Here is an 18,340-nt window from a genome sequence, read left to right as displayed (position 1 = left end):
TTTAGATAGGAACTTTCAGAGTCAGCACAAAGTTTCTTCCGGCTTCCGGCACACCGATGAGCCTGTAAAAGTTGGTATGCGTGAAATACTTTGTATTCAGCAGGTTTTGTACCTGGAAATAGAAATTTACCTTTTTGCCATCGACCATCACATCCGTCCCTGCATTGAGGTTGAGAATCTGATAGCCGTCTGTCACGCGTTCCGGCGGAACAATCCGGTTCTGCATTGCCCCGATTTTAAAATCGACACCCAGGTAACTGTCACTGAGGGTACGACTGAACTTCGGTTCATAAGTAAACCCAATCAGTGCCGACGGCGCGGGCGCAAACGGGAGGTTATATCCTTTTTTGCTGCCCGACAATTGTTCTGAATACACATACTCACCCAGAATTTCGGTGCGGAAGGTGTCAGAAAAATGAATGCCCGCTTTCAGTTCAGCTCCGTAGCGCTGTACTTTACTTTGGGTGTATTCATAAATCTGATTTCCGGCACCATACAGAAAATCAAAACCGGAAGTCGGATTCAGGTAAATGTAATTTGGGAAATACTGAAAGAAAGGATTGAAGTCAATATGAATTTTTCCCTTTTTAAATTCTGCCCCGAAATCTGCCTGATAGGATTCTTCTGCCTTCAGTCCTGCGTTTCCTTTTTCGTAACTGTAATAATGGTAGTTTACTCCATTGGACGCGAGTTCTTTTGCCAGCGGCATCCGAAAGCTTTTCCCCAAATTAAGCCGGAACTGCCAGTGCCGGTGATGATAATTTGCGCCGGCGCCCCACGTAAAAGGCCGGAATGTGCGGGTGAGCGGCTGCGCTCTCTGCGCGTAGGTGCTTCCGCCGGGTACGGGACTGGTAAACCAGTCGTAGTATTCGTCTATGCTGATCCGGCCGTAATCTAAGCGAGCACCGACATTTAGAGACAGTTTTGAATTGATATTAAAAAGATCATGCACATACACTCCGGCAGAATGCTGGTCATAGGCCGGTGTAAGAAAACTCCAGCCACCGATGCCGTTATCCTGCATCTCCGTGCTGATGCCTGTGCTCAAAGTGTGGCGGCCCAGGCTGAGTTCATTGTGCGCCTGGGCACTGTAAACGTATTTATCAAAAAGTCTTTCCAGCTCCTGTGGAATTTGCAATTGTGCCGGATACAATGGCGGCATGTAGCCGTGTGCAATATAATTGCTGAACTCTTCCCGGTAGTTCCGCTGGAAACCGGTTGTAATTTTCAGTGAGTTTTTGCGGCCATAGCCCAGCACAGTTTCATTGATAAGTTTAAAGTGATTCACCTGCTGGGAAGGAAAATCGATATCGCGTGAAGAAGCATCATACAGATCTGTATCAACTTTTCGGGGCTCCAGTCCGTGTGCATTGGCAAAAAGTCCGCTCTTTGAATGCAGATTGCTCAGATAAAAGACCGACCGGAACCGGTCGCTGACATAGCCGCCCGACAAATGCACATTAAACTCTTGGCCTGCCGTATTGCGCATTCGCCTTTTATGAAGCGGTGCCTGATAAGAATAAATATCCACGTAATCGGCCGGAATCTTATAATCACCATAATCCAGATACGTAACCCGGCTATTCAGATACAGATTATTTTTTTTTCTCATGGCAGCAAAGGAACCGCCCAGCAGATCATTTACACTTTTAGCTGTGAAAATTGCCTCTGCTGAGGCGGAATCCCGGCGCGGAATGTTTGTCGGTTCAATGGCAATCAGCCCTGCAATAGCATTCGAGCCGGTCATCAGCGCCGCAGGTCCTTTAGTCACCTTCACAGTACCGGCCGCATACTGATCTATTTCCAGGCCGTGGTCGGCGCCCCACTGCTGGCTTTCATGTTTTACGCCATGCTCTGTCACCACTACGCGGTTAAAGCCCAACCCGCGAATGACCGGTTTGGACTGTCCGGATCCGATGCTGAAGGTATTGATGCCGGGCAGGCGTTCCAGCGTTTGCGATAAGCTGCCGCCCAGATGTTTCTGCAGGTCCTTCTGGCGAAGGACTTCCGAACTCTGGGACTGATTTCTTTTTAATTGATCATCGGGTGAAAGACCGGTAATGGTTACTTCCTTAATGGAATGGATGCTGTCTTTTTTTTGCTGTGAATGCAGGCTGCCGGCGGCCAGGCACAACCCGGCAGACAGATACATATACGCGCGAATATACATTGCTATATGTTTTAAGTTAATACGAAAAAGCACTGATACAGCGTGGGTATCAGCGTGGATTCTGAATTAGCTTAAAACAGGGGGTGCCCGAAGCCGGAAGAGGCCGGCCAGGCGAAATTGAGAAACAGACTGATCAGCTGCCTGAATTTTGGTTTCAATCAGCTGCCCGGGACGGGCGGGTATCAGGTCAGGGTGAAAACCGCAGTCATTCGTCTGCATACTGAAATGACAAATGGAACATGCCGTGAAATCATCGGCAGCCGCAGCCATTTTTTTGCTGTGCGAAGTATCCGCAGAAGAAGAAGTATTTTCATGCGCATGATGCCACAGGTGAACCGACTGGAAGATTACCGAGAAGATAACCAGTATTCCTAAAAACAGACTTTTAAAATGTGTTTTAGCCATATTCACCGAAACATTTCAACCCTGAGCATCCGTATGCCAAACAGGGAAATGCGCGAAATTTTGTCAAAACTAAGAAAAAATTAATAAACAGAATTAAATTAAGAGCGTATCTGTTATGATTTAGACATAAAATATAAATTATAAAACTGACGGATATGCTGTAAGAAGCATCAAACTGCATCGCATCTAAAAGGTAATACAGCAGCTTTTTTAGATGTATTTTATATTCTTTTAAATCATCCAGCTTTGGAACAAAGTAGCCAAGCCTAAAAAGACTGCGAAGCCGATCACGTCCTGAAAAGCGGTTTCAAACGGGCCGGCTGTGGTGGCCGGGTCAAAACCAAACCGCTTGGAAAGAATGGGAATAATGGTCCCCATCAGGCCGGCCGTCAGCATCGAGCAGACAATCGCGGCACCAATCACAATTCCGAATGGTAATTGCTTCGCCCAGATCGCTCCGATACCGCCCAGCACAATACCGCACACAATTGCCATGAGTAGTGAAGTCATTCCTTCTTTTTTCAAAGATTGCCAGAGATTTTTTTTGCGGCTGCCGGCATCCAGCGCGCGTACGGTGATGGCAGCGGCCTGCAAACCCACGTTTCCGGATACAGCTGAAATTACCGGCATGAAGGAGGCCAGCAGAATCACCTTTTGCAGTACGTCATCATAATGTGCGATAATCAGTCCGGCGCCCAGTTCAATCGCCATCGTTCCCAGCAGCCACGGCACACGCACTTTTGCGGCGGCTACGGGGGAGAGTTTCTCCATCACCTCGGCATCAGTCCCGACAGCTTTATTGTACAGATGTTTTAACCTGTTGGCAATCACCGGCATCAGATCGTCGGCCGGAATCACTCCCAATAGAAATCTTTCCTGATCAACCACCGGCATACTCGAAAATTTGTATTTGGACAGCAAAGCAGCCACATCTTCCTCCTGTACCTCCGGCTCCACGGAAATGACTTCGGTAGTCATCACTTCTTCAATCCTGCAGCCGGGTTCACACATAAGTAAGCTGCGAATGGAAATAACACCCAGCAGCCGGTTGCGTCCGGCGGGATTTGCATTGTTACCTTCCACCACGTACAGGTCAGAGGGCACGTCTATATCAGGATCTGTTTGTTTGACCGTTGCGATCGCCTGTTCAATAGTCATCCGCGGATGCAATACCAAAAATTCAGTTGTCATGATGCGGCCGGCACTGCCTTTTTCATATTCCAGCCTGTGCTGCGCATCTGCGGCAGCCGTTTCCGGTACTTCTGCCTGCAGGACCTGCTCCGCTTGCTCATCCGTTGCTTCTGCCAAAACAATCGCTGCCTCGCGGGCCGGCAAAGGTTCCAATAATTTAGCCACGTGTTCGGGGTCCAGCGCCTCCAGAATATATTCAGTATGCTCCTGATCCAGTTTTGCCAGAACTTCGGTGGCGGTATCATCATCCAGCGTTTTAAAAACGCGCAAAGCCTGTTCTTCTGTGAGTTCATCCAGCGCCAGCGCCATGTCGGCGGGGCAGGCTTCGGCAATTACATTGACCAACTGTTCTGTCGCCGGTTCTTCATTGTGTTCCTTAAACAGGGCAGCAAGAGATTCTGCCAGCTGTTTGTACAGCAGCGGTTCAGACATAGTTTACATTTTTTATTGGGTTGTTGTCGAGGAGGCAGGTACAAATAGGGTACCAGCGACCTGAAAGTTGCGGTGCAGGAAAAACTGATTGTCTATTAGTTGTGCGTATTTTTCTCTTTTTGCTCCCTCCTTTTCTGTTCCCGCATGGCTCTTTTGACCATTTTCTTGTGGCGGTAATGCCGGATGCGCTGGCTGTTCTTTACATCAGCGAAGTGCTGGTAAATCGTATTAAAAAATAACAGAATAATACCTACACTTATAATCTGATAAAAGACCACGAAAAGCTTTCCGTTCGTGGTTTCGGGGTATAAGTCACCATAACCGGTCGTAGTTACTGTGCTTACTGAAAAATACAGCCCGTCCAGCCAACTCCAGCCTTCCAGATAGTGCATGGCGACCATGCCTACGATCAGCGTAAGTACAGAAACAAACATCAGATGCCGGTAAGCCCGGTGCCGCATGAAGGATCGCAAAGTGGTGAGAAGAGTTGTTTCCATAAAAGTGTCTCTGGCTTTTATATGGAAGTATCATGCACAAAATAACATCCGCCTGTATATTTAACTGTTTTTAACATAAAATAAAATCTGGGTAAATATAAAAATCTGGGTAAGCCGCCGCTGATTGAATATTTTATATTAAATTTAAACAGAAATAGAATAATATTTTTAAAAACATCACATTTAAAATACATTTATGGAAAACCTTAACACACCGCCACCTTCGCCTACACCGCCTAGCCCGCAGGATCGCAACAAAACCTTTATGATTATTGCCATTGTAGCCATGGTCATCGCCGTGGGAGCCTTGTTGTACACCATTTTCGGCAATAAAAAAGAAGCGAGTAAGGAGGAAACAAAAGTAGAGGCCACCGTGGTTGATTCGCTCCCCGCGAAAAAAGATTCTGTAATCGTTCAGGAACCGCAGAAAACTGTTAACGAATATGGCGAAGAGTATGACCCGATTGAGCTGCAGTACGTGATTGCGAATGATGCCTACCTCCGCACCGCGCCCTCCACTTCTTCCCAGGCAGGCACCCTGAAATTCGGTGACGCGGTGTATGTGGACAACAGTAAATCGGACGGGCAGTATGCCACCGTCTACCTTTCCAAGCCTGATAATACCAATATGTCACAGCCGTATTACGTGACAAGTTCGGTCCTCGTGAGCCATTATGAATTCGAACAGTACAAAAAATCATTCTCATTGCCGCAGTTTGCCAAGCTGGCGTCCAAAACCAAAAAGCTGATTACAGATAATAACTATTCAAACAGCACGAGCTACAGCCTTACCCAAAATGCCGACCGCGCCAAATATGCCATCAGTTACGGCGATTTCGATGGCGATAAAATAACAGACGTCGCGGTTGTTCTGGATAACAATGAAAAACAAACTTCCAGGCTGCTTATTATCTGCACCAATGCCGCGACCAAAGATCCGTACCTGGCCTATGCCGCGGACTATAATGATAAGGTGCGCATCAACTCTTTCCGCAAGGGAGCCTCGGTATACATGGATTCCGACGAGTTTTATGCCTCACCGCACGACGGACTCATCCTGAATTATGAGTACGGTAAACTCGCTATTGTTTTCGACAGCAGCAACCAGAAATTTAAAGTCTACGAGCAGGAATAAGTTTCAGCTATTGTTTTCAAGGGCGGACATTTCGCGCTGTTCGCCCTTACTCCTCGCTCGGTAGCTCCGCTTTATTTCTTTTGAGAACATAATTTTCACCGCCGCCGTTAAAATACTTTCAATAAATATTTTTTTGATGAAAAAATTATCTTTTTTGCTTTTAGTGCTGTTGCTGGCCTTTCAAAACTGCACCAGAGATTGCGGTGAGAGTTTCACGCCGGCGGCACCATTAACGTTCAATGTAGTGGATAAAAATACGCTCGAAAATCTCTTTACCAACGGAACTTTCGACCCGGATAAAATTAAAATAGTCAATACGCTGAACAATAACCAGCCGCTGGAATTTAGATTTATCAAAGAAAATAATCGCAACCTTATCGAAATCGGTTCTATCGGCTGGAAGACCGAAACAGTACATGCGCTGGTGAAAGTTGGCGATGTGGAATTATTTAACCTGCAGGTAGAAGCCGAACGAAAAGAAGGCGAATGCAACAGTTACACGGAATACAAAAAGATTTCTGTTCTCAATGCAGATTACCAGGTGAATCCGCAAACCGGCTTGTATACTATTTTGGTAGAGTAGTACAGCATCGCCATTGTTCAATGAAATTCTTTCAACGACCTCCTCGCGGCGATTTAAATTTCGACGGCACATTTGAAACGGCTTTTCAGACTTCCTCTTATTTTATTGTGAATCCAAATAGCAGCATAAAATGAGTAATTACAATCCGCAGGAACACCACCGGCGGTCGATCCGTCTGAAAGGTTATGATTATAGCCTCGAAGGACTGTATTTTATCACCATCTGTTGTCAGCACCGGGCGCACTTATTTGGAGAAATTGCAGACGGAGAAATGCGTTTAAACCAATTCGGAGCGATTGCACATGCAGCGTGGCAGCAGACAAGTGAAATACGGGATAATGTGGCCTTACACGAATTCGTAGTTATGCCGAATCACTTTCATTCCATCATCGAGATCACCTTTAAAAAAGGAAATAATCAAGTCGGGAAATTTCAATCACCCTCGCAAACAGTAGGATCCATCATAATAGGATTTAAAATAGCCACCATCAAGAAAATAAAGGATTTGATAATTGATGAAGAAATGAAATCAGATTGTCGAGGCGAATTGCAATTCGCCCCGACAGCAGAAAAAATCAAATCATTAAATTTTAAAATCTGGCAAAGAAACTATTACGAGCATATCATCCGGAATGAGCAGGCTTACGAAAGAATTTCAAACTATATCAGAGAAAATCCAAAGCGCTGGCCGGAAGATAAATTCAGCAGCCTGAAATAAATGTTGCCGCAACCCGGGTGAAGTATGGCAAAGGCATGGCTGAAGCATGGATAGTGCATGAGTAATGCATGGAGCGGCATTATCGTGCTTTTGTGCCGTTTCTGCCGAATAGGCCGCAACCGCTATTACATAAAAGAGCCGGCTATTTTAAAAATACCGGCCCTTATAAATAGAAATGGATTAGTTGCCTCCCTGCTTTTTCAGGTATGCATCCCAGCCTTGTGCATTCAGCGCTACCAGCTCATTGCTGCCGCGTGCCACCAGATAGTTGCCCTGTGATTTATCCACTGCGTGACCGATCACCGTGAAATCGGGATGATTCCGAATCTTGTCAAAATCGCCGGGCGCAATGGTAAACAGCAGTTCGTAATCTTCACCGCCATTCAGGGCACACATCACCGGATTCAGGTTCAGTTCATCAGCCGTCAGCATGGTAAGTGGGTCCAGCGGGATTTTTTCTTCGTAAATATGAAAACCAACTTCACTTTGGTCAGACAGATGCAGCGTTTCAGAGGACAGCCCATCCGAAATATCGATCATAGACGTTGGCTGCACTTCAAGTTGCTTCAGCGTTTCCCATACATCGGTACGCGCTTCCGGTTTTAATTGTCTTTGCAAAATATAATCATACCCTTCCATCTCCGGCTGCATATTCGGGTTGGCCAGATACACGCTGTGCTCGCGCTCCAGAATCTGCAGACCCAGATAAGCCCCGCCCAGATCACCCGTTACCACCAGCAGGTCATTCGGCTTCGCACCGCGGCGGGTTGTGATTTCCTGCGTCTCAGCCAGGCCCACTGCCGTGAGCGTCATGACCAGTCCGGCCTGCGAACTGGTGGTGTCGCCACCAACCAGATCCACGTTGTAATGCTTGCAGGCGAGGGCAATACCTGCATACAATTCTTCAAACGCTTCCACCGGAAAACGGTTTGATGCCGCGATAGAAACCAGAATCTGCGTAGCCTGCGCATTCATTGCAGCAATATCGCTCAGGTTCACCACCACTGCTTTGTAGCCCAGATGCTTCAGCGGCACGTAGCCGAGATTGAAGTGAACGCCTTCTGCCAGTGTATCGGTAGAAAGTACCACCTTTTTCCCTTTCGGATCAATGATGGCGCAATCATCGCCAACACCCGTTTCAGAAGATTCATTCAGCGGCGCAAAATGTTCCGTCAGGTGCTTAATCAGTCCGAATTCCCCATATTCGGAAACCGGTGTCAGTTGTGGATTTTTATCTTCGGTCATGGTATTTTATTCAGTAGGTTTTTCACCGGTATTTTTCCTCCAGGTGAAGGTATTGCGCTTGTGGAACGGTTCCACATCCTGCGGCTTGAAGGGCAAATCCTTCAGGTCCTGCCGCGTCAGCGTTTTGATATGGTCGCCCGAGTATTCCTGCAGCACTTCCAGCACATCGTCCGGCGGCGTGGTGGATTTTCTCAGCATCGTATCAATCCAGACACCGGTGGCTTCTGCTGTTGCGCAGTGCGTACCGTCCGGCAGATAGAATTTATGCAGAAACTGATAAATACTCGCGTCCTCCGACATTCCCGCGATTTCTGCCGTTACGAAAACAGTCTGGTCTGCATAAATTTCCTTGAAAAAAGAATACCGTTCGTGCAGAATAACAGGTCCGATTCCCCAGCGTGTCAGTTCCCGCAAACCCATTTTATGGGTGTTCATAAAAGCCATTCGTGTTTGCGCGCAATATTCCACATACGAGGAGTTTGCCAGGTGCCGGTTCGCGTCAATATCGCTCCAGCGCACTTCAAATTTATAATGAAAATCAGCCATAGAGTTATTTTTATTTGGGCGCCTTTTTCCGCCTTCCACTCCCAATCTTTTTGCCGTTCCGGCAAAAAGGATTTCCGTTCAAGTCGGGGCGCAGGCCGTGCTATTTTAACAACAGCCGTTCTGAATGGTAAAAATACGCATTAAACATGGGCTGGAAAAGTGGTATTTTTGCAGCGTTGTCTGCAACTCTGCCCTGGCAAAGAAAGGCAGCACTACAATCTTTACTATGTCCAAGAAGAAAATCATCATCATCGGTGGCGGCGCAGCAGGATTTTTCTGTGCGGCCAACCTTGATGAAACAAAATACGAGGCCACCATCCTGGAGCAGAATTCAGAGGTTCTCCAAAAAGTAAAAGTGTCCGGCGGCGGACGTTGCAATGTGACGCACGCCTGCTTTGACCCGCGCGAATTGGTGCAGTTTTATCCGCGCGGCCATAAAGAGTTGCGTTCGGTATTCCATAAATTTCAGCCGGCTGATATGCTGGACTGGCTGGAACAACGCGGCGTGGAAACCCACACCGAAGAGGACGGCCGTATTTTTCCCGTGTCTGATTCGTCACAGACCATCATCGATGTTTTATTACATGAGGTCCGCCAAAAAGGATTTAAAATACATACAAAACAAACGGTAACCGCTATCAATCCTGCAGGCGCCGGCTACGAGGTCATTACTACCGGTGCAATCTATACCGCGGATATTGTGGTGTACGCCACCGGCAGCACTCCTAAATCGGTGCGATTGCTGGAATCTCTGGGACATCAGCTTATTCCGGCAGTACCCTCACTTTTTACGTTTAATATTAAGAACAAAGTACTAAATGACCTGATGGGAACCAGTTTCCCGGAGGCGGAGGTGCGTATTCCTTCCTTAAAGGCGTCGGATTCGGGACCGTTGCTGATTACGCATTGGGGACTTTCCGGACCGGCTGTGCTGAAATTGTCGGCATGGAAAGCACGCGAATTGGCCGCGTTGCAATACCAGTTTGAAATTATAGTCAATTTTGTAGGCGTTGATTTGGAAACGGCGGAACAGCAGTGGCTGGCTTACCGTCAGCAGCATCCGAAAAAGAGCGTTGGCAAATCAAAACTCTTTGACCTGACCAATCGGTTCTGGAACTACGTTTTGCAGGAAGCCAAAATAAATCCGGATAAAATTATTTCGGATGTGTCCGCGGTGGAACGGCAAGCGCTTCTTACTTTGCTGACAGCCCACCGCATGCAGGTGAACGGAAAATCTACCTTCAAAGAGGAGTTTGTCACCGCCGGTGGTGTGAGCTTAAAAGAAATTGATTTTCGCACCATGCAGTCGCGTGTGTTACCGGATTTTTATATTGCCGGCGAAGTACTCGACATTGATGCCGTGACCGGAGGCTTCAATTTTCAGGCCTGCTGGAGCGAAGCCTGGCTGATAGCACAGGATTTGAATTCGAAATCCGCTGAACACTAGGATTGCTGCGGTGCAGCTTCATTAATTTCTTACATTTGAAAAAAATAAACGACCATGAAAAAAATATTCCCTGTTCTGATTGTACTTCTGCTGCTGAGTTCGTGCAAAAGCCGTGTGGTGTCGCCAGACCGGCCAATGCAGAATAATTCCCTCGAGCTGTATCAACGCTATGAAGTGCAGACCAACGATGCCCGCGTGCTGAAAATGAAAGTAGTGAAAGTGGACCAGGAAAATATTTATGGTAAACTGAAATCGGGCGAAATGATCACCATTCCGCGGAGTGATATTCATTTGGTGCGCAAAACGGACGTGCTCGGTTCCATTCTGCTCGGATTGATTGCCGTGGGCACCGTGATTATTATACCGATATAGATACAATCGTTTCTTTATAAAAACTGAAAGCCATTCCTGTCGAAGAATGGCTTTACTATTTATTTGCTGTGGAGAAGTTTATTTAAACAACCTTCCCACAATATTCCCGATTTCCACAAAGTCACTGGCATTTCCGATATCGCGGATATCCTTCGCATAGGTTTGACGGTTTTCATATTTCGGATAAATCAGCAGGAAGTTTTTCTCACGGAAGTTATTGTTAAGGTAATCCGGTAGTTGCCGCATCTGCGGGAGGTAAGAAATCATGTTACGCTGCGCCATAAATAAAATCAGTGCATCGTTTTCCTTCATCTTATTAAATAATTTCTGCAGCGCATCCCAGTCATTGAAAATAATAAAGCTGGCCTCGATATTCACCTTCCGGCGAATCTTTTCGATTACCGCAATGGTTTCATCGCTGCCGTAAAATTCAATACTGGATCCCGAATTCCGGCCAATATTCCAAACCTTGAGCAAACTGTGGAAAAAACCGGGCTCGCGGTGCGCGTTTTCCGGCAGAATAACGAAGTACCGCTGCAAGGTGGACACCGGCTGAATGGCATGATACACCAATACATTCGCCGTATTATTGCGCAGATATCCGCTGTACAGATTATACACCAGACTTGGAGAGAACCCTTTTTCTGGCTCAATGCCAATCATCAGGTCGGTAATATTATATTCCTTGATTACATTGGAAATCCCGGTTATGATATCATTGTCATAGCGAGTGAGCGGTGTAATTTTGACGTCTGCGGCAGCACCCGTATCTACCGTAAGTTCCAGCAATGTTTCAGCGTTCTTGCGCGACGATTCGTTTTTTTCTTCATTAATGATATTCAGCGCGTAGATGTCGCCTCTGGCTTTTTTGGATTTGAGCAGCATCGCGAGGCTCGTCATGGAATCGATGGTGCTTTTATGATTGACGGCCAGCAGAATATTTTCGGTTTCATCACTGCTTTCTGTCAGTGTTTCCTCGTTATCTGCCTCCACCAGAAGCGCGGCATTTTTCTGCGTAACGAAAGATGAAATGGTGCACGAGACCAAGATGAGCAGAATACTGCCGTTCAGCACACTTTCATCCAGCAAACGAATCGGCTCGCCCAGATCGGTTTCCCCAATGATGATGTTGTACCCGACCGTAACAGTTGCCAGTGTAGCCGCCGCGGAGGCTGAACTTAAACCGAAGATAATGCCGCCTTCCGCCTTTTTATAGGAAAAACTTTTTTGTGTCGCCACTGAAGCCAGATATTTCCCGCCGATGGAAATCAGTATCATCAGGCCGGCTACTTTGATGGTTTCAAAATCTTTAAAGAATACCTTAAAATCGATCAGCATTCCCACACTGATCAGGAAGAAAGGAATGAAGATCGCGTTCCCCACAAATTCCACGCGGTTCATCAGCGACGAGGTGTGCGGAATCAGTTTGTTTAACGCCAATCCCGCCAGGAAGGCCCCGATAATCGCTTCAATCCCGGCGAGTTCTGCCAATAGTGCCGCAAAATAAATCATCACCAGTACGAAAATATACTGCGAAATTTTGTCGCTCACTTTTTTAAAGAACCAGCGGCCAATAATCGGAAATCCCACAAGCACTGCCAAGGCAAACAAAATAATCCCCACGGTAAGCTTTGTCCAGAAGGCAGCATTCACTTCACCGGTGGTCATGCCCACCACGATGGCGAGCACCAGTAACGCGGCGATATCCGTAATAACAGTTCCACCCACCGTAACGTTCACTGCGCGGTTTTTCACAATTCCGAATTTACTCACCAGCGGGTAAGCGATCAGCGTGTGCGAGGAGAATAAACTGGCAAACAGGAAGGAGGTAAGCCAGTTGTACTGCATAATGAAATGCGCTGCCGCAATTCCAATTATAAAAGGAATCACAAAAGTATAACCGCCAAAGCCCAGGCTCTTCCATTTATTCTTCTTGAATTCCGCCAGGTCAATTTCCAGACCGGCGAGGAACATAATATAAAGCAGGCCGGTGGTGCCGGTTACTACGATACTGCTGTCCCGCGTGAGGATGTTAAATCCGTTGGGCCCCACGACGGCGCCGGCGATGATCAGCCCGAGCAGGTGCGGAACTTTAATTTTATTTAGTAACAGCGGCGCTGAAAGAATAATAATCAGTACGACCAGAAATCTCAGTACAGGGTCTTCCAGCGGCAGGGTGAAGTTGCTCACATTCAGGAGGGTCAGCATACGGATTACTTTTTATTTTTTTCCAGTTCTACGGAGAATTTGGCAGTACATTCTTTGCCTGCCACTTCGCGGCTGCCTTTCAGGCGCTCCGGATTTTCAGGATTAATTTGCAGTGTAATTTCAGAACGGCCGGTACCGATGGCATCTTTTTTCGGCATCAGTCTGATTTCGGAATCGCTGTAACTGGCAATAAAGGAGCGTTCACCACCGGTCTTATTCGTAATTTTTACACTGTCTGCGGTAAAGTACCAGCTGTCGCTCCGTTGATCTCCGATTACATGCTCGGAGCAGTTGGACTCAGTGCAGATCATTTTGCCGTTCCATTTGCCGAGGATGAATTCCGGCACCTGGGGCAAGGCTGCTACGCTGTCCTGAGCAGTTTCCAGGCTGTCGCGCAGGGCACGCAGATCTTCCAGTTCTTCCATTTGGGAAGCCATCAGTTTTTCGCGTTGCTGCAGTTCCTGTTCACGCTGCTGCAGTTGTGCTTCCTTTTCAGGATCGGTGCAGGAGAAAAGGAAGAAAAGAGAAAGAGTAACTATGTATAAGGGTATTTTCATCTGAATCAATAAGTTCTTTTTAAAAATATAAAAAAAATCCGGAAATCTAAATTCCGGATTAATTAGCGATAATAATTCCTTACTGTTGATCGGACATTCGCGCAATCACATCGATTCCGCCTTTGGTTTTGTCGCCGATTTTACAAAGGATTTCTGTATCAAGCGGCAGGAAAATATCCATGCGGGAACCAAATTTAATGAAGCCGAATTCATGGCCGGCTTTCGCGGTATCACCTTCATTGCAATAGAAAACAATGCGTCTGGCAACATACCCTGCAATCTGGCGGAACACCACCTGATGTTTCGTCAGGCTTTCCACCGCAACGGTCGTTCTCTCATTATCGGTAGAAGATTTTTCATGCCACGCTACCAGATATTTCCCCGGATGATATTTTTTATAATTCACCGTGCCGGACACGGGAAACCGACAGATATGAACATTGAGCGGCGACATAAAAATTGAAACCTGAATCGCTTTGGACTTCAGTACTTCATCTTCCATGACCTCCTTGATCATCACCACTTTGCCATCCACCGGCGCGACCACATTTTCCACATGATCCAGAATCTGGCGGTTCGGCACACGGAAGAACCAAAAGATAAGCCCGTAAATAATGAGCAATGGGATGATAATTAACAGTCCCCAGATTTCCAGGAAATAGATCGACAGGAAGCAAATGGTTCCAAACAGAATGCTGGACAACCAGAGCGTCCCTTTCGATTCCTTGTGCAGTTTCATGCTATATTAGTTTTTCTAGAATAAAGTACAAATATACAACAGGGGCACAGATTATGAAACTGTCCAGCCGGTCGAGAATTCCGCCATGACCCGGGATGACATTCCCGGAATCCTTTACACCGAATGTACGCTTCAACTGGCTCTCCACCAGATCTCCTAAAGGCGCAAAAACCGCTACCAGGAAACCAACAATCATAAAGTTGCCACGCAGATCGGGATAGTTGCTTTCTATAAAATATCCTAATATCACGGTGAAGAAGACACCACCTGCAAATCCTTCCCAGGTTTTCTTGGGTGAAATGCGCGGTGCCATTTTATGCTTGCCAAACATCCGGCCCGTGAAATACGCGAAACTGTCGCTGCTCCAGATTAACACAAAAAGCAGAAATACCTCCAAAGTAAAAGTGCCGGACACAACAGAAAATTTAGGCAGTCCTAAGGCAAAACTGAACGGCAAGGCAGTATAAATAACCGTGAAGATCAGTTTACCGCTGTCGTAATATAATTCCTTTGGAAAACGAAACAGGGTGATGACGGCAATTAGAATAAGAGAAAGCGCCAGGATTTCCGACAGGTTTACATTAAAATAAAAACCATGTTCAAAATACCGTTTGGCAAACCGGTAAAAAACAAAGACAATAAGTGGAAGTACCACCCATTTTTCATACCCCTTGGGATCAAACTTCATCAGGCGAACGCATTCCCAGGCGCCCACAAAAAGCAAAAAAGTAATAAGTCCGAAATACAGATGTTGCTGCTGCACCAGTTCCGGAGATATAGTGTTCAGCAGCGAAGCGCCCAGTGGGGTGGTGCACGCGATAACGACAAAACCATAAAGGGCTCCGCCAATCAGGCGCTGGATTAGATTTCTGTCCAAAATGGATAAGAGTATAAAGGGTTAACAGCCCGCGCAGAAGGTGCGGAACTTAATCTTCAATAAGTAAGAGGAATAATTTAGTATTGTCCTTATTAGGCGTGTCCAGCTTGGAATTGCCGCCACTGATGGACGTGAGGTTCCGGATGTTCCCGTTGCGTTTGATTTTGCCCATTGCATCATTCAGATTGGTGACAATCTGGGAAACATTGGCCATGATAATAATCTTCTCCGGCAGGCGGCTCGAGTGGTAATGCAGGATATTATTATGTGACAGCATGATCCGACCGTCATAGGCAATCAGATATTCGCAGGTGATGAAAGCGCAGTCATTAAAGAGTTCCAGTTCCTTGGTGTAGGGTACATCCACCACATCCAGAAAGTTTTTCAGGTCCTGATCCCAGCAGAAAACAGACTTGATGTGCTCCAGTTTGATGATGTGATTCAGCGTCTGCAAAGCTTCGGCTTCATCTGCACAATAATTGAAAAAACCACCGGAATGCGTAAATAATTGGGCAAACTTATAATCAAGATCAGCATTTTTCAGCTGTTCTCCCATCTTGATCAGATCCTGACTTTCTTCCGGTTCAGGCTGATTCAGTATTTTACCTACCCATTTTTTAAATATACTCAATGCCGCTCATTTTTACGAATGTTAAACAAAAATAAAAAATATTTGCTGAAACTGTACCGCTTTAACGGAAAACTCCCGCTTTGTGCCCATGAAGACACCCAGCGGGAGCTATTTATATTAAAGCTGAGTACCGGAATCCGGTGCAATCACTTCTTCTTCCTGTACAGGATTTTCCGGCTGCGCGGAGGATACCGGCTGCTCTGTCAGCTCCGGATCCCAGGCTCTTTTACCGAAAATCTCTTCCAGGTCTTCACGGAAAATAACTTCTTTTTCCAAAAGTTTATTAGCTAGTGCATCCAGCTTATCCTTGTTCTCTTCCAGAATTTGCAAAGCCCGCTGGTATTGCGTCTCGATGATTTTAGAGATTTCCTCATCAATCATTTTGGCAGTCTGGTCAGAATACGGTTTTCCAAAACTGTATTCAGATTGGCCTGAACTGTCGTAGTAGGAAATATTCCCCAGCTTATCATTTAAACCATAAATGGTTACCATGGCCTGCGCCTGTTTGGTCACACGTTCCAGATCGGATAACGCTCCGGTGGAAATATTCCCGAAAATCGTCTGTTCGGCAGCACGTCCGCCCAGGGTGGCGCACAGTTCGTCGTACATCTGTTCTGTGGTGGTCAGTTGTCTTTCCTCCGGCAGATACCAGGCAGCACCCAGGGAACGTCCGCGCGGAACAATGGTTACTTTCAACAGCGGAGCTGCGTGTTCCACCAGCCAGGAAATAGTAGCGTGACCTGCTTCGTGATAAGCCACACGTCTTTTCTCGGATGGTTTAATGGCTTTGTTTTTCTTTTCAAGCCCACCGATGATCCGGTCTACCGCATCCAGGAAATCCTGTTTGGTCACCGACTCGTGGTCATTTCTGGCCGCAATCAGGGCTGCTTCATTACAAACGTTAGCAATATCAGCACCACTGAAGCCTGGCGTCTGTTTCGCCAAAAACTCACGGTCGATATTCGGGTCAAGTTTGATTTTCGCCAGGTGCACTTCGAAGATTTCTTTTCGCTCGTGCAGTTCCGGAAGATCCACATAAATGGAACGGTCAAAACGTCCGGCGCGCATTAAGGCTTTATCCAGAATATCTGCGCGGTTGGTGGCAGCCATCACGATCACGTTCGTATCGGTACCGAAGCCATCCATTTCCGTAAGGAGTTGGTTCAGGGTATTTTCGCGTTCATCGTTTCCGCCGGTAATATTTCCTTTACCACGGGCACGGCCGATTGCATCAATCTCGTCAATAAATATAATCGCCGGTGATTTTGCCTTTGCCTGCGCAAATAAATCACGTACACGAGAAGCACCCACACCCACAAACATTTCCACAAAATCAGAGCCGGACAGTGAGAAGAACGGTACTTTCGCTTCACCGGCAACCGCTTTTGCCAATAAGGTTTTACCCGTTCCCGGAGGACCTACCAGCAGTACCCCTTTGGGAATCTTACCACCGAGTTTGGTGTATTTATCAGAGTTCTTCAGGAAATCCACCACCTCCTGTACTTCTTCCTTCGCACCTTCCAAGCCGGCTACATCTTTAAATGTAACCTGAACTTTGTCTTTTTCGTCAAACAATTTCGCACGTGATTTCCCAATGGAGAAAATTTGTCCGCCAGGACCATTGCCGCCACCGCCGCCCATCATTCTGCGGAAGATAACGAAATAGAACAGTGCCATAATGGCAATCCAGAAAATCGCGGTAAAGAGCAGTTCGGTCATTGGGTTCTTCCCAACGCCGTAATCCTTCTTGGTCGCGATCGCAGGGTTTTCTTTTTTAATGGTATCAAACTTTTCCAGGAAAAGCTGCAGGTCGCCGAAACTTAAGGTGTAATCCGGCTTTGGTGAAAAATCAAATGCCGAAAACGGACTGCGTTCGCGCTGTACTTCTTTGGTAGCGGCTTCTGCCTTGGCAGCTTTTGTGAGGAATACATCGGCTTTTTCGGTGTCTTTGTAAATCATCACATTTTGCACCTTGCCCTGTTCCATCAACTGGTAAAAACCTTCTTCATCCAGATTGTTGGCTGACGAATCCCCACCCATATTGGTGAAGAAAAATATCAGGACGGCTGCAATCGCGATGGGGAAAAACCAGTTAAATCCTTTATTGTTATTCATGTCTTTTTATAAAAATTTTGACGAAGAGTTGCTTCGTCAACGGTAGTATTTAATTTTCTATTGTTGTGATTTCCGCATCGCCCCAAAGCTCTTCAATCTCATAATATTCACGCGTTTGCCGCTGGAATACGTGCACGACTACGGATACATAGTCCAGCAGAATCCATAAGGCATTCTCCGTTCCTTCCACGTGCCACGGGCGGTCGTGAATTTCGTTTCGTACTTTCTTTTCGATATTGCCGGCAATGGCTGAAACCTGGGTGTTCGAATTCCCGGTGCAGATCACAAAGGTCTGGGCTACCGAGTTTTCGATTTTGGAAAGGTCGAAGATCATAATATCTTCTCCCTTGGTATCTTGGATCGCATCTACGATGGTATCTATAAGTAGTTGCTTTTCTGTGGTTTTACTCATTCAAAATTTTGTATAATCTGCAAATTTATTGTTTTTTTCTCTAAATAGTCTCACATTTAC

General features: G+C 46.5%; 18 protein-coding genes. 5 read left to right on the top strand and 13 right to left on the bottom strand.

The window, feature by feature from the left end; translation table 11 throughout:
- Position 1: 1 nt before the first annotated feature.
- The 4 genes from MVI27_RS03310 to MVI27_RS03295 form a co-directional block, all read right to left on the bottom strand.
- A complete protein-coding gene (locus MVI27_RS03310; protein WP_246959277.1) occupies positions 2-2,170 on the bottom strand; it encodes a TonB-dependent receptor in 2,169 nt (722 codons plus the stop codon).
- 66 nt (positions 2,171-2,236) lie between these two features.
- Positions 2,237-2,575 (bottom strand): hypothetical protein, encoded by a 339-nt coding sequence (locus MVI27_RS03305; protein WP_246959276.1) that lies wholly within the window; start codon positions 2,573-2,575, stop codon positions 2,237-2,239.
- A 231-nt stretch (positions 2,576-2,806) separates the two neighbouring features.
- The gene (gene mgtE, locus MVI27_RS03300; protein WP_246959275.1) at positions 2,807-4,198 is read right to left on the bottom strand and encodes a magnesium transporter; all 1,392 of its coding nucleotides are present in this window, start codon (positions 4,196-4,198) and stop codon (positions 2,807-2,809) included.
- 95 nt (positions 4,199-4,293) lie between these two features.
- Positions 4,294-4,695 (bottom strand): potassium channel family protein, encoded by a 402-nt coding sequence (locus MVI27_RS03295; protein WP_246959274.1) that lies wholly within the window; start codon positions 4,693-4,695, stop codon positions 4,294-4,296.
- A 196-nt stretch (positions 4,696-4,891) separates the two neighbouring features.
- Between MVI27_RS03295 and MVI27_RS03290 the strand changes: the two genes are divergently transcribed.
- From MVI27_RS03290 to MVI27_RS03280, 3 genes are all read left to right on the top strand, one after another.
- Positions 4,892-5,830, top strand: coding sequence for a hypothetical protein (locus MVI27_RS03290; protein WP_246959273.1), 939 nt, complete (start codon positions 4,892-4,894; stop codon positions 5,828-5,830).
- A 136-nt stretch (positions 5,831-5,966) separates the two neighbouring features.
- Positions 5,967-6,413: a hypothetical protein gene (locus MVI27_RS03285; RefSeq protein ID WP_246959272.1), complete on the top strand. Its 447-nt coding sequence runs from the start codon at positions 5,967-5,969 to the stop codon at positions 6,411-6,413.
- 130 nt (positions 6,414-6,543) lie between these two features.
- Complete coding sequence (locus MVI27_RS03280; RefSeq protein WP_246959271.1) at positions 6,544-7,131, top strand: transposase; 588 nt, start codon at positions 6,544-6,546, stop codon at positions 7,129-7,131.
- 180 nt (positions 7,132-7,311) lie between these two features.
- Here MVI27_RS03280 and thiL read toward each other — a convergent pair whose 3' ends face one another.
- The gene (thiL, locus tag MVI27_RS03275; RefSeq protein WP_246959270.1) at positions 7,312-8,376 is read right to left on the bottom strand and encodes a thiamine-phosphate kinase; all 1,065 of its coding nucleotides are present in this window, start codon (positions 8,374-8,376) and stop codon (positions 7,312-7,314) included.
- A 6-nt stretch (positions 8,377-8,382) separates the two neighbouring features.
- Positions 8,383-8,922, bottom strand: coding sequence for an acyl-CoA thioesterase (locus MVI27_RS03270; protein WP_246959269.1), 540 nt, complete (start codon positions 8,920-8,922; stop codon positions 8,383-8,385).
- 226 nt (positions 8,923-9,148) lie between these two features.
- On the opposite strand from MVI27_RS03270, the gene MVI27_RS03265 reads away from it, so the two are divergent.
- Together MVI27_RS03265 and MVI27_RS03260 are read left to right on the top strand one after the other, a co-directional pair.
- On the top strand, positions 9,149-10,369 hold the full coding sequence (locus tag MVI27_RS03265; protein WP_246959268.1) for a BaiN/RdsA family NAD(P)/FAD-dependent oxidoreductase: 1,221 nt from the start codon (positions 9,149-9,151) through the stop codon (positions 10,367-10,369).
- 54 nt (positions 10,370-10,423) lie between these two features.
- Positions 10,424-10,741: a bacteriophage spanin2 family protein gene (locus MVI27_RS03260; RefSeq protein ID WP_246959267.1), complete on the top strand. Its 318-nt coding sequence runs from the start codon at positions 10,424-10,426 to the stop codon at positions 10,739-10,741.
- 78 nt (positions 10,742-10,819) lie between these two features.
- Here MVI27_RS03260 and MVI27_RS03255 read toward each other — a convergent pair whose 3' ends face one another.
- From MVI27_RS03255 to rsfS, 7 genes are all read right to left on the bottom strand, one after another.
- The gene (locus MVI27_RS03255) at positions 10,820-12,949 is read right to left on the bottom strand and encodes a cation:proton antiporter (protein WP_246959266.1); all 2,130 of its coding nucleotides are present in this window, start codon (positions 12,947-12,949) and stop codon (positions 10,820-10,822) included.
- Between the two features lie 5 nt (positions 12,950-12,954).
- The gene (locus MVI27_RS03250; RefSeq protein WP_246959265.1) at positions 12,955-13,506 is read right to left on the bottom strand and encodes a hypothetical protein; all 552 of its coding nucleotides are present in this window, start codon (positions 13,504-13,506) and stop codon (positions 12,955-12,957) included.
- A 79-nt stretch (positions 13,507-13,585) separates the two neighbouring features.
- Positions 13,586-14,245: a phosphatidylserine decarboxylase family protein gene (locus tag MVI27_RS03245; protein WP_246959264.1), complete on the bottom strand. Its 660-nt coding sequence runs from the start codon at positions 14,243-14,245 to the stop codon at positions 13,586-13,588.
- Between the two features lies 1 nt (position 14,246).
- Positions 14,247-15,122: a phosphatidate cytidylyltransferase gene (locus tag MVI27_RS03240; protein WP_246959263.1), complete on the bottom strand. Its 876-nt coding sequence runs from the start codon at positions 15,120-15,122 to the stop codon at positions 14,247-14,249.
- 49 nt (positions 15,123-15,171) lie between these two features.
- Positions 15,172-15,753 (bottom strand): LUD domain-containing protein, encoded by a 582-nt coding sequence (locus tag MVI27_RS03235; protein WP_246959262.1) that lies wholly within the window; start codon positions 15,751-15,753, stop codon positions 15,172-15,174.
- A gap of 117 nt (positions 15,754-15,870) precedes the next feature.
- Positions 15,871-17,868: an ATP-dependent zinc metalloprotease FtsH gene (gene ftsH / locus MVI27_RS03230; RefSeq protein WP_246959261.1), complete on the bottom strand. Its 1,998-nt coding sequence runs from the start codon at positions 17,866-17,868 to the stop codon at positions 15,871-15,873.
- A 49-nt stretch (positions 17,869-17,917) separates the two neighbouring features.
- Positions 17,918-18,280 carry a ribosome silencing factor gene (gene rsfS / locus MVI27_RS03225; RefSeq protein ID WP_246959260.1) on the bottom strand — a complete coding sequence of 121 codons (363 nt, stop codon included), beginning with the start codon at positions 18,278-18,280 and terminating at the stop codon, positions 17,918-17,920.
- Between the last annotated feature and the right edge of the window lie 60 nt (positions 18,281-18,340).

This window comes from Chryseobacterium salipaludis, from assembly GCF_022968825.1.
Taxonomy (GTDB): domain Bacteria; phylum Bacteroidota; class Bacteroidia; order Flavobacteriales; family Weeksellaceae; genus Kaistella; species Kaistella salipaludis.
This window is presented reverse-complemented; position numbering and strand designations above follow the sequence as displayed.

Coding starts and splice junctions, on each gene's coding strand:
- MVI27_RS03310 (WP_246959277.1), bottom strand. CDS start 2,170: ATGTATATTCGCGCGTATATGTATCTGTCTGCCGGGTTGTGCCTGGCC.
- MVI27_RS03305 (WP_246959276.1), bottom strand. CDS start 2,575: ATGGCTAAAACACATTTTAAAAGTCTGTTTTTAGGAATACTGGTTATC.
- mgtE (WP_246959275.1), bottom strand. CDS start 4,198: ATGTCTGAACCGCTGCTGTACAAACAGCTGGCAGAATCTCTTGCTGCC.
- MVI27_RS03295 (WP_246959274.1), bottom strand. CDS start 4,695: ATGGAAACAACTCTTCTCACCACTTTGCGATCCTTCATGCGGCACCGG.
- MVI27_RS03290 (WP_246959273.1), top strand. CDS start 4,892: ATGGAAAACCTTAACACACCGCCACCTTCGCCTACACCGCCTAGCCCG.
- MVI27_RS03285 (WP_246959272.1), top strand. CDS start 5,967: ATGAAAAAATTATCTTTTTTGCTTTTAGTGCTGTTGCTGGCCTTTCAA.
- MVI27_RS03280 (WP_246959271.1), top strand. CDS start 6,544: ATGAGTAATTACAATCCGCAGGAACACCACCGGCGGTCGATCCGTCTG.
- thiL (WP_246959270.1), bottom strand. CDS start 8,376: ATGACCGAAGATAAAAATCCACAACTGACACCGGTTTCCGAATATGGG.
- MVI27_RS03270 (WP_246959269.1), bottom strand. CDS start 8,922: ATGGCTGATTTTCATTATAAATTTGAAGTGCGCTGGAGCGATATTGAC.
- MVI27_RS03265 (WP_246959268.1), top strand. CDS start 9,149: ATGTCCAAGAAGAAAATCATCATCATCGGTGGCGGCGCAGCAGGATTT.
- MVI27_RS03260 (WP_246959267.1), top strand. CDS start 10,424: ATGAAAAAAATATTCCCTGTTCTGATTGTACTTCTGCTGCTGAGTTCG.
- MVI27_RS03255 (WP_246959266.1), bottom strand. CDS start 12,949: ATGCTGACCCTCCTGAATGTGAGCAACTTCACCCTGCCGCTGGAAGAC.
- MVI27_RS03250 (WP_246959265.1), bottom strand. CDS start 13,506: ATGAAAATACCCTTATACATAGTTACTCTTTCTCTTTTCTTCCTTTTC.
- MVI27_RS03245 (WP_246959264.1), bottom strand. CDS start 14,245: ATGAAACTGCACAAGGAATCGAAAGGGACGCTCTGGTTGTCCAGCATT.
- ftsH (WP_246959261.1), bottom strand. CDS start 17,868: ATGAATAACAATAAAGGATTTAACTGGTTTTTCCCCATCGCGATTGCA.
- rsfS (WP_246959260.1), bottom strand. CDS start 18,280: ATGAGTAAAACCACAGAAAAGCAACTACTTATAGATACCATCGTAGAT.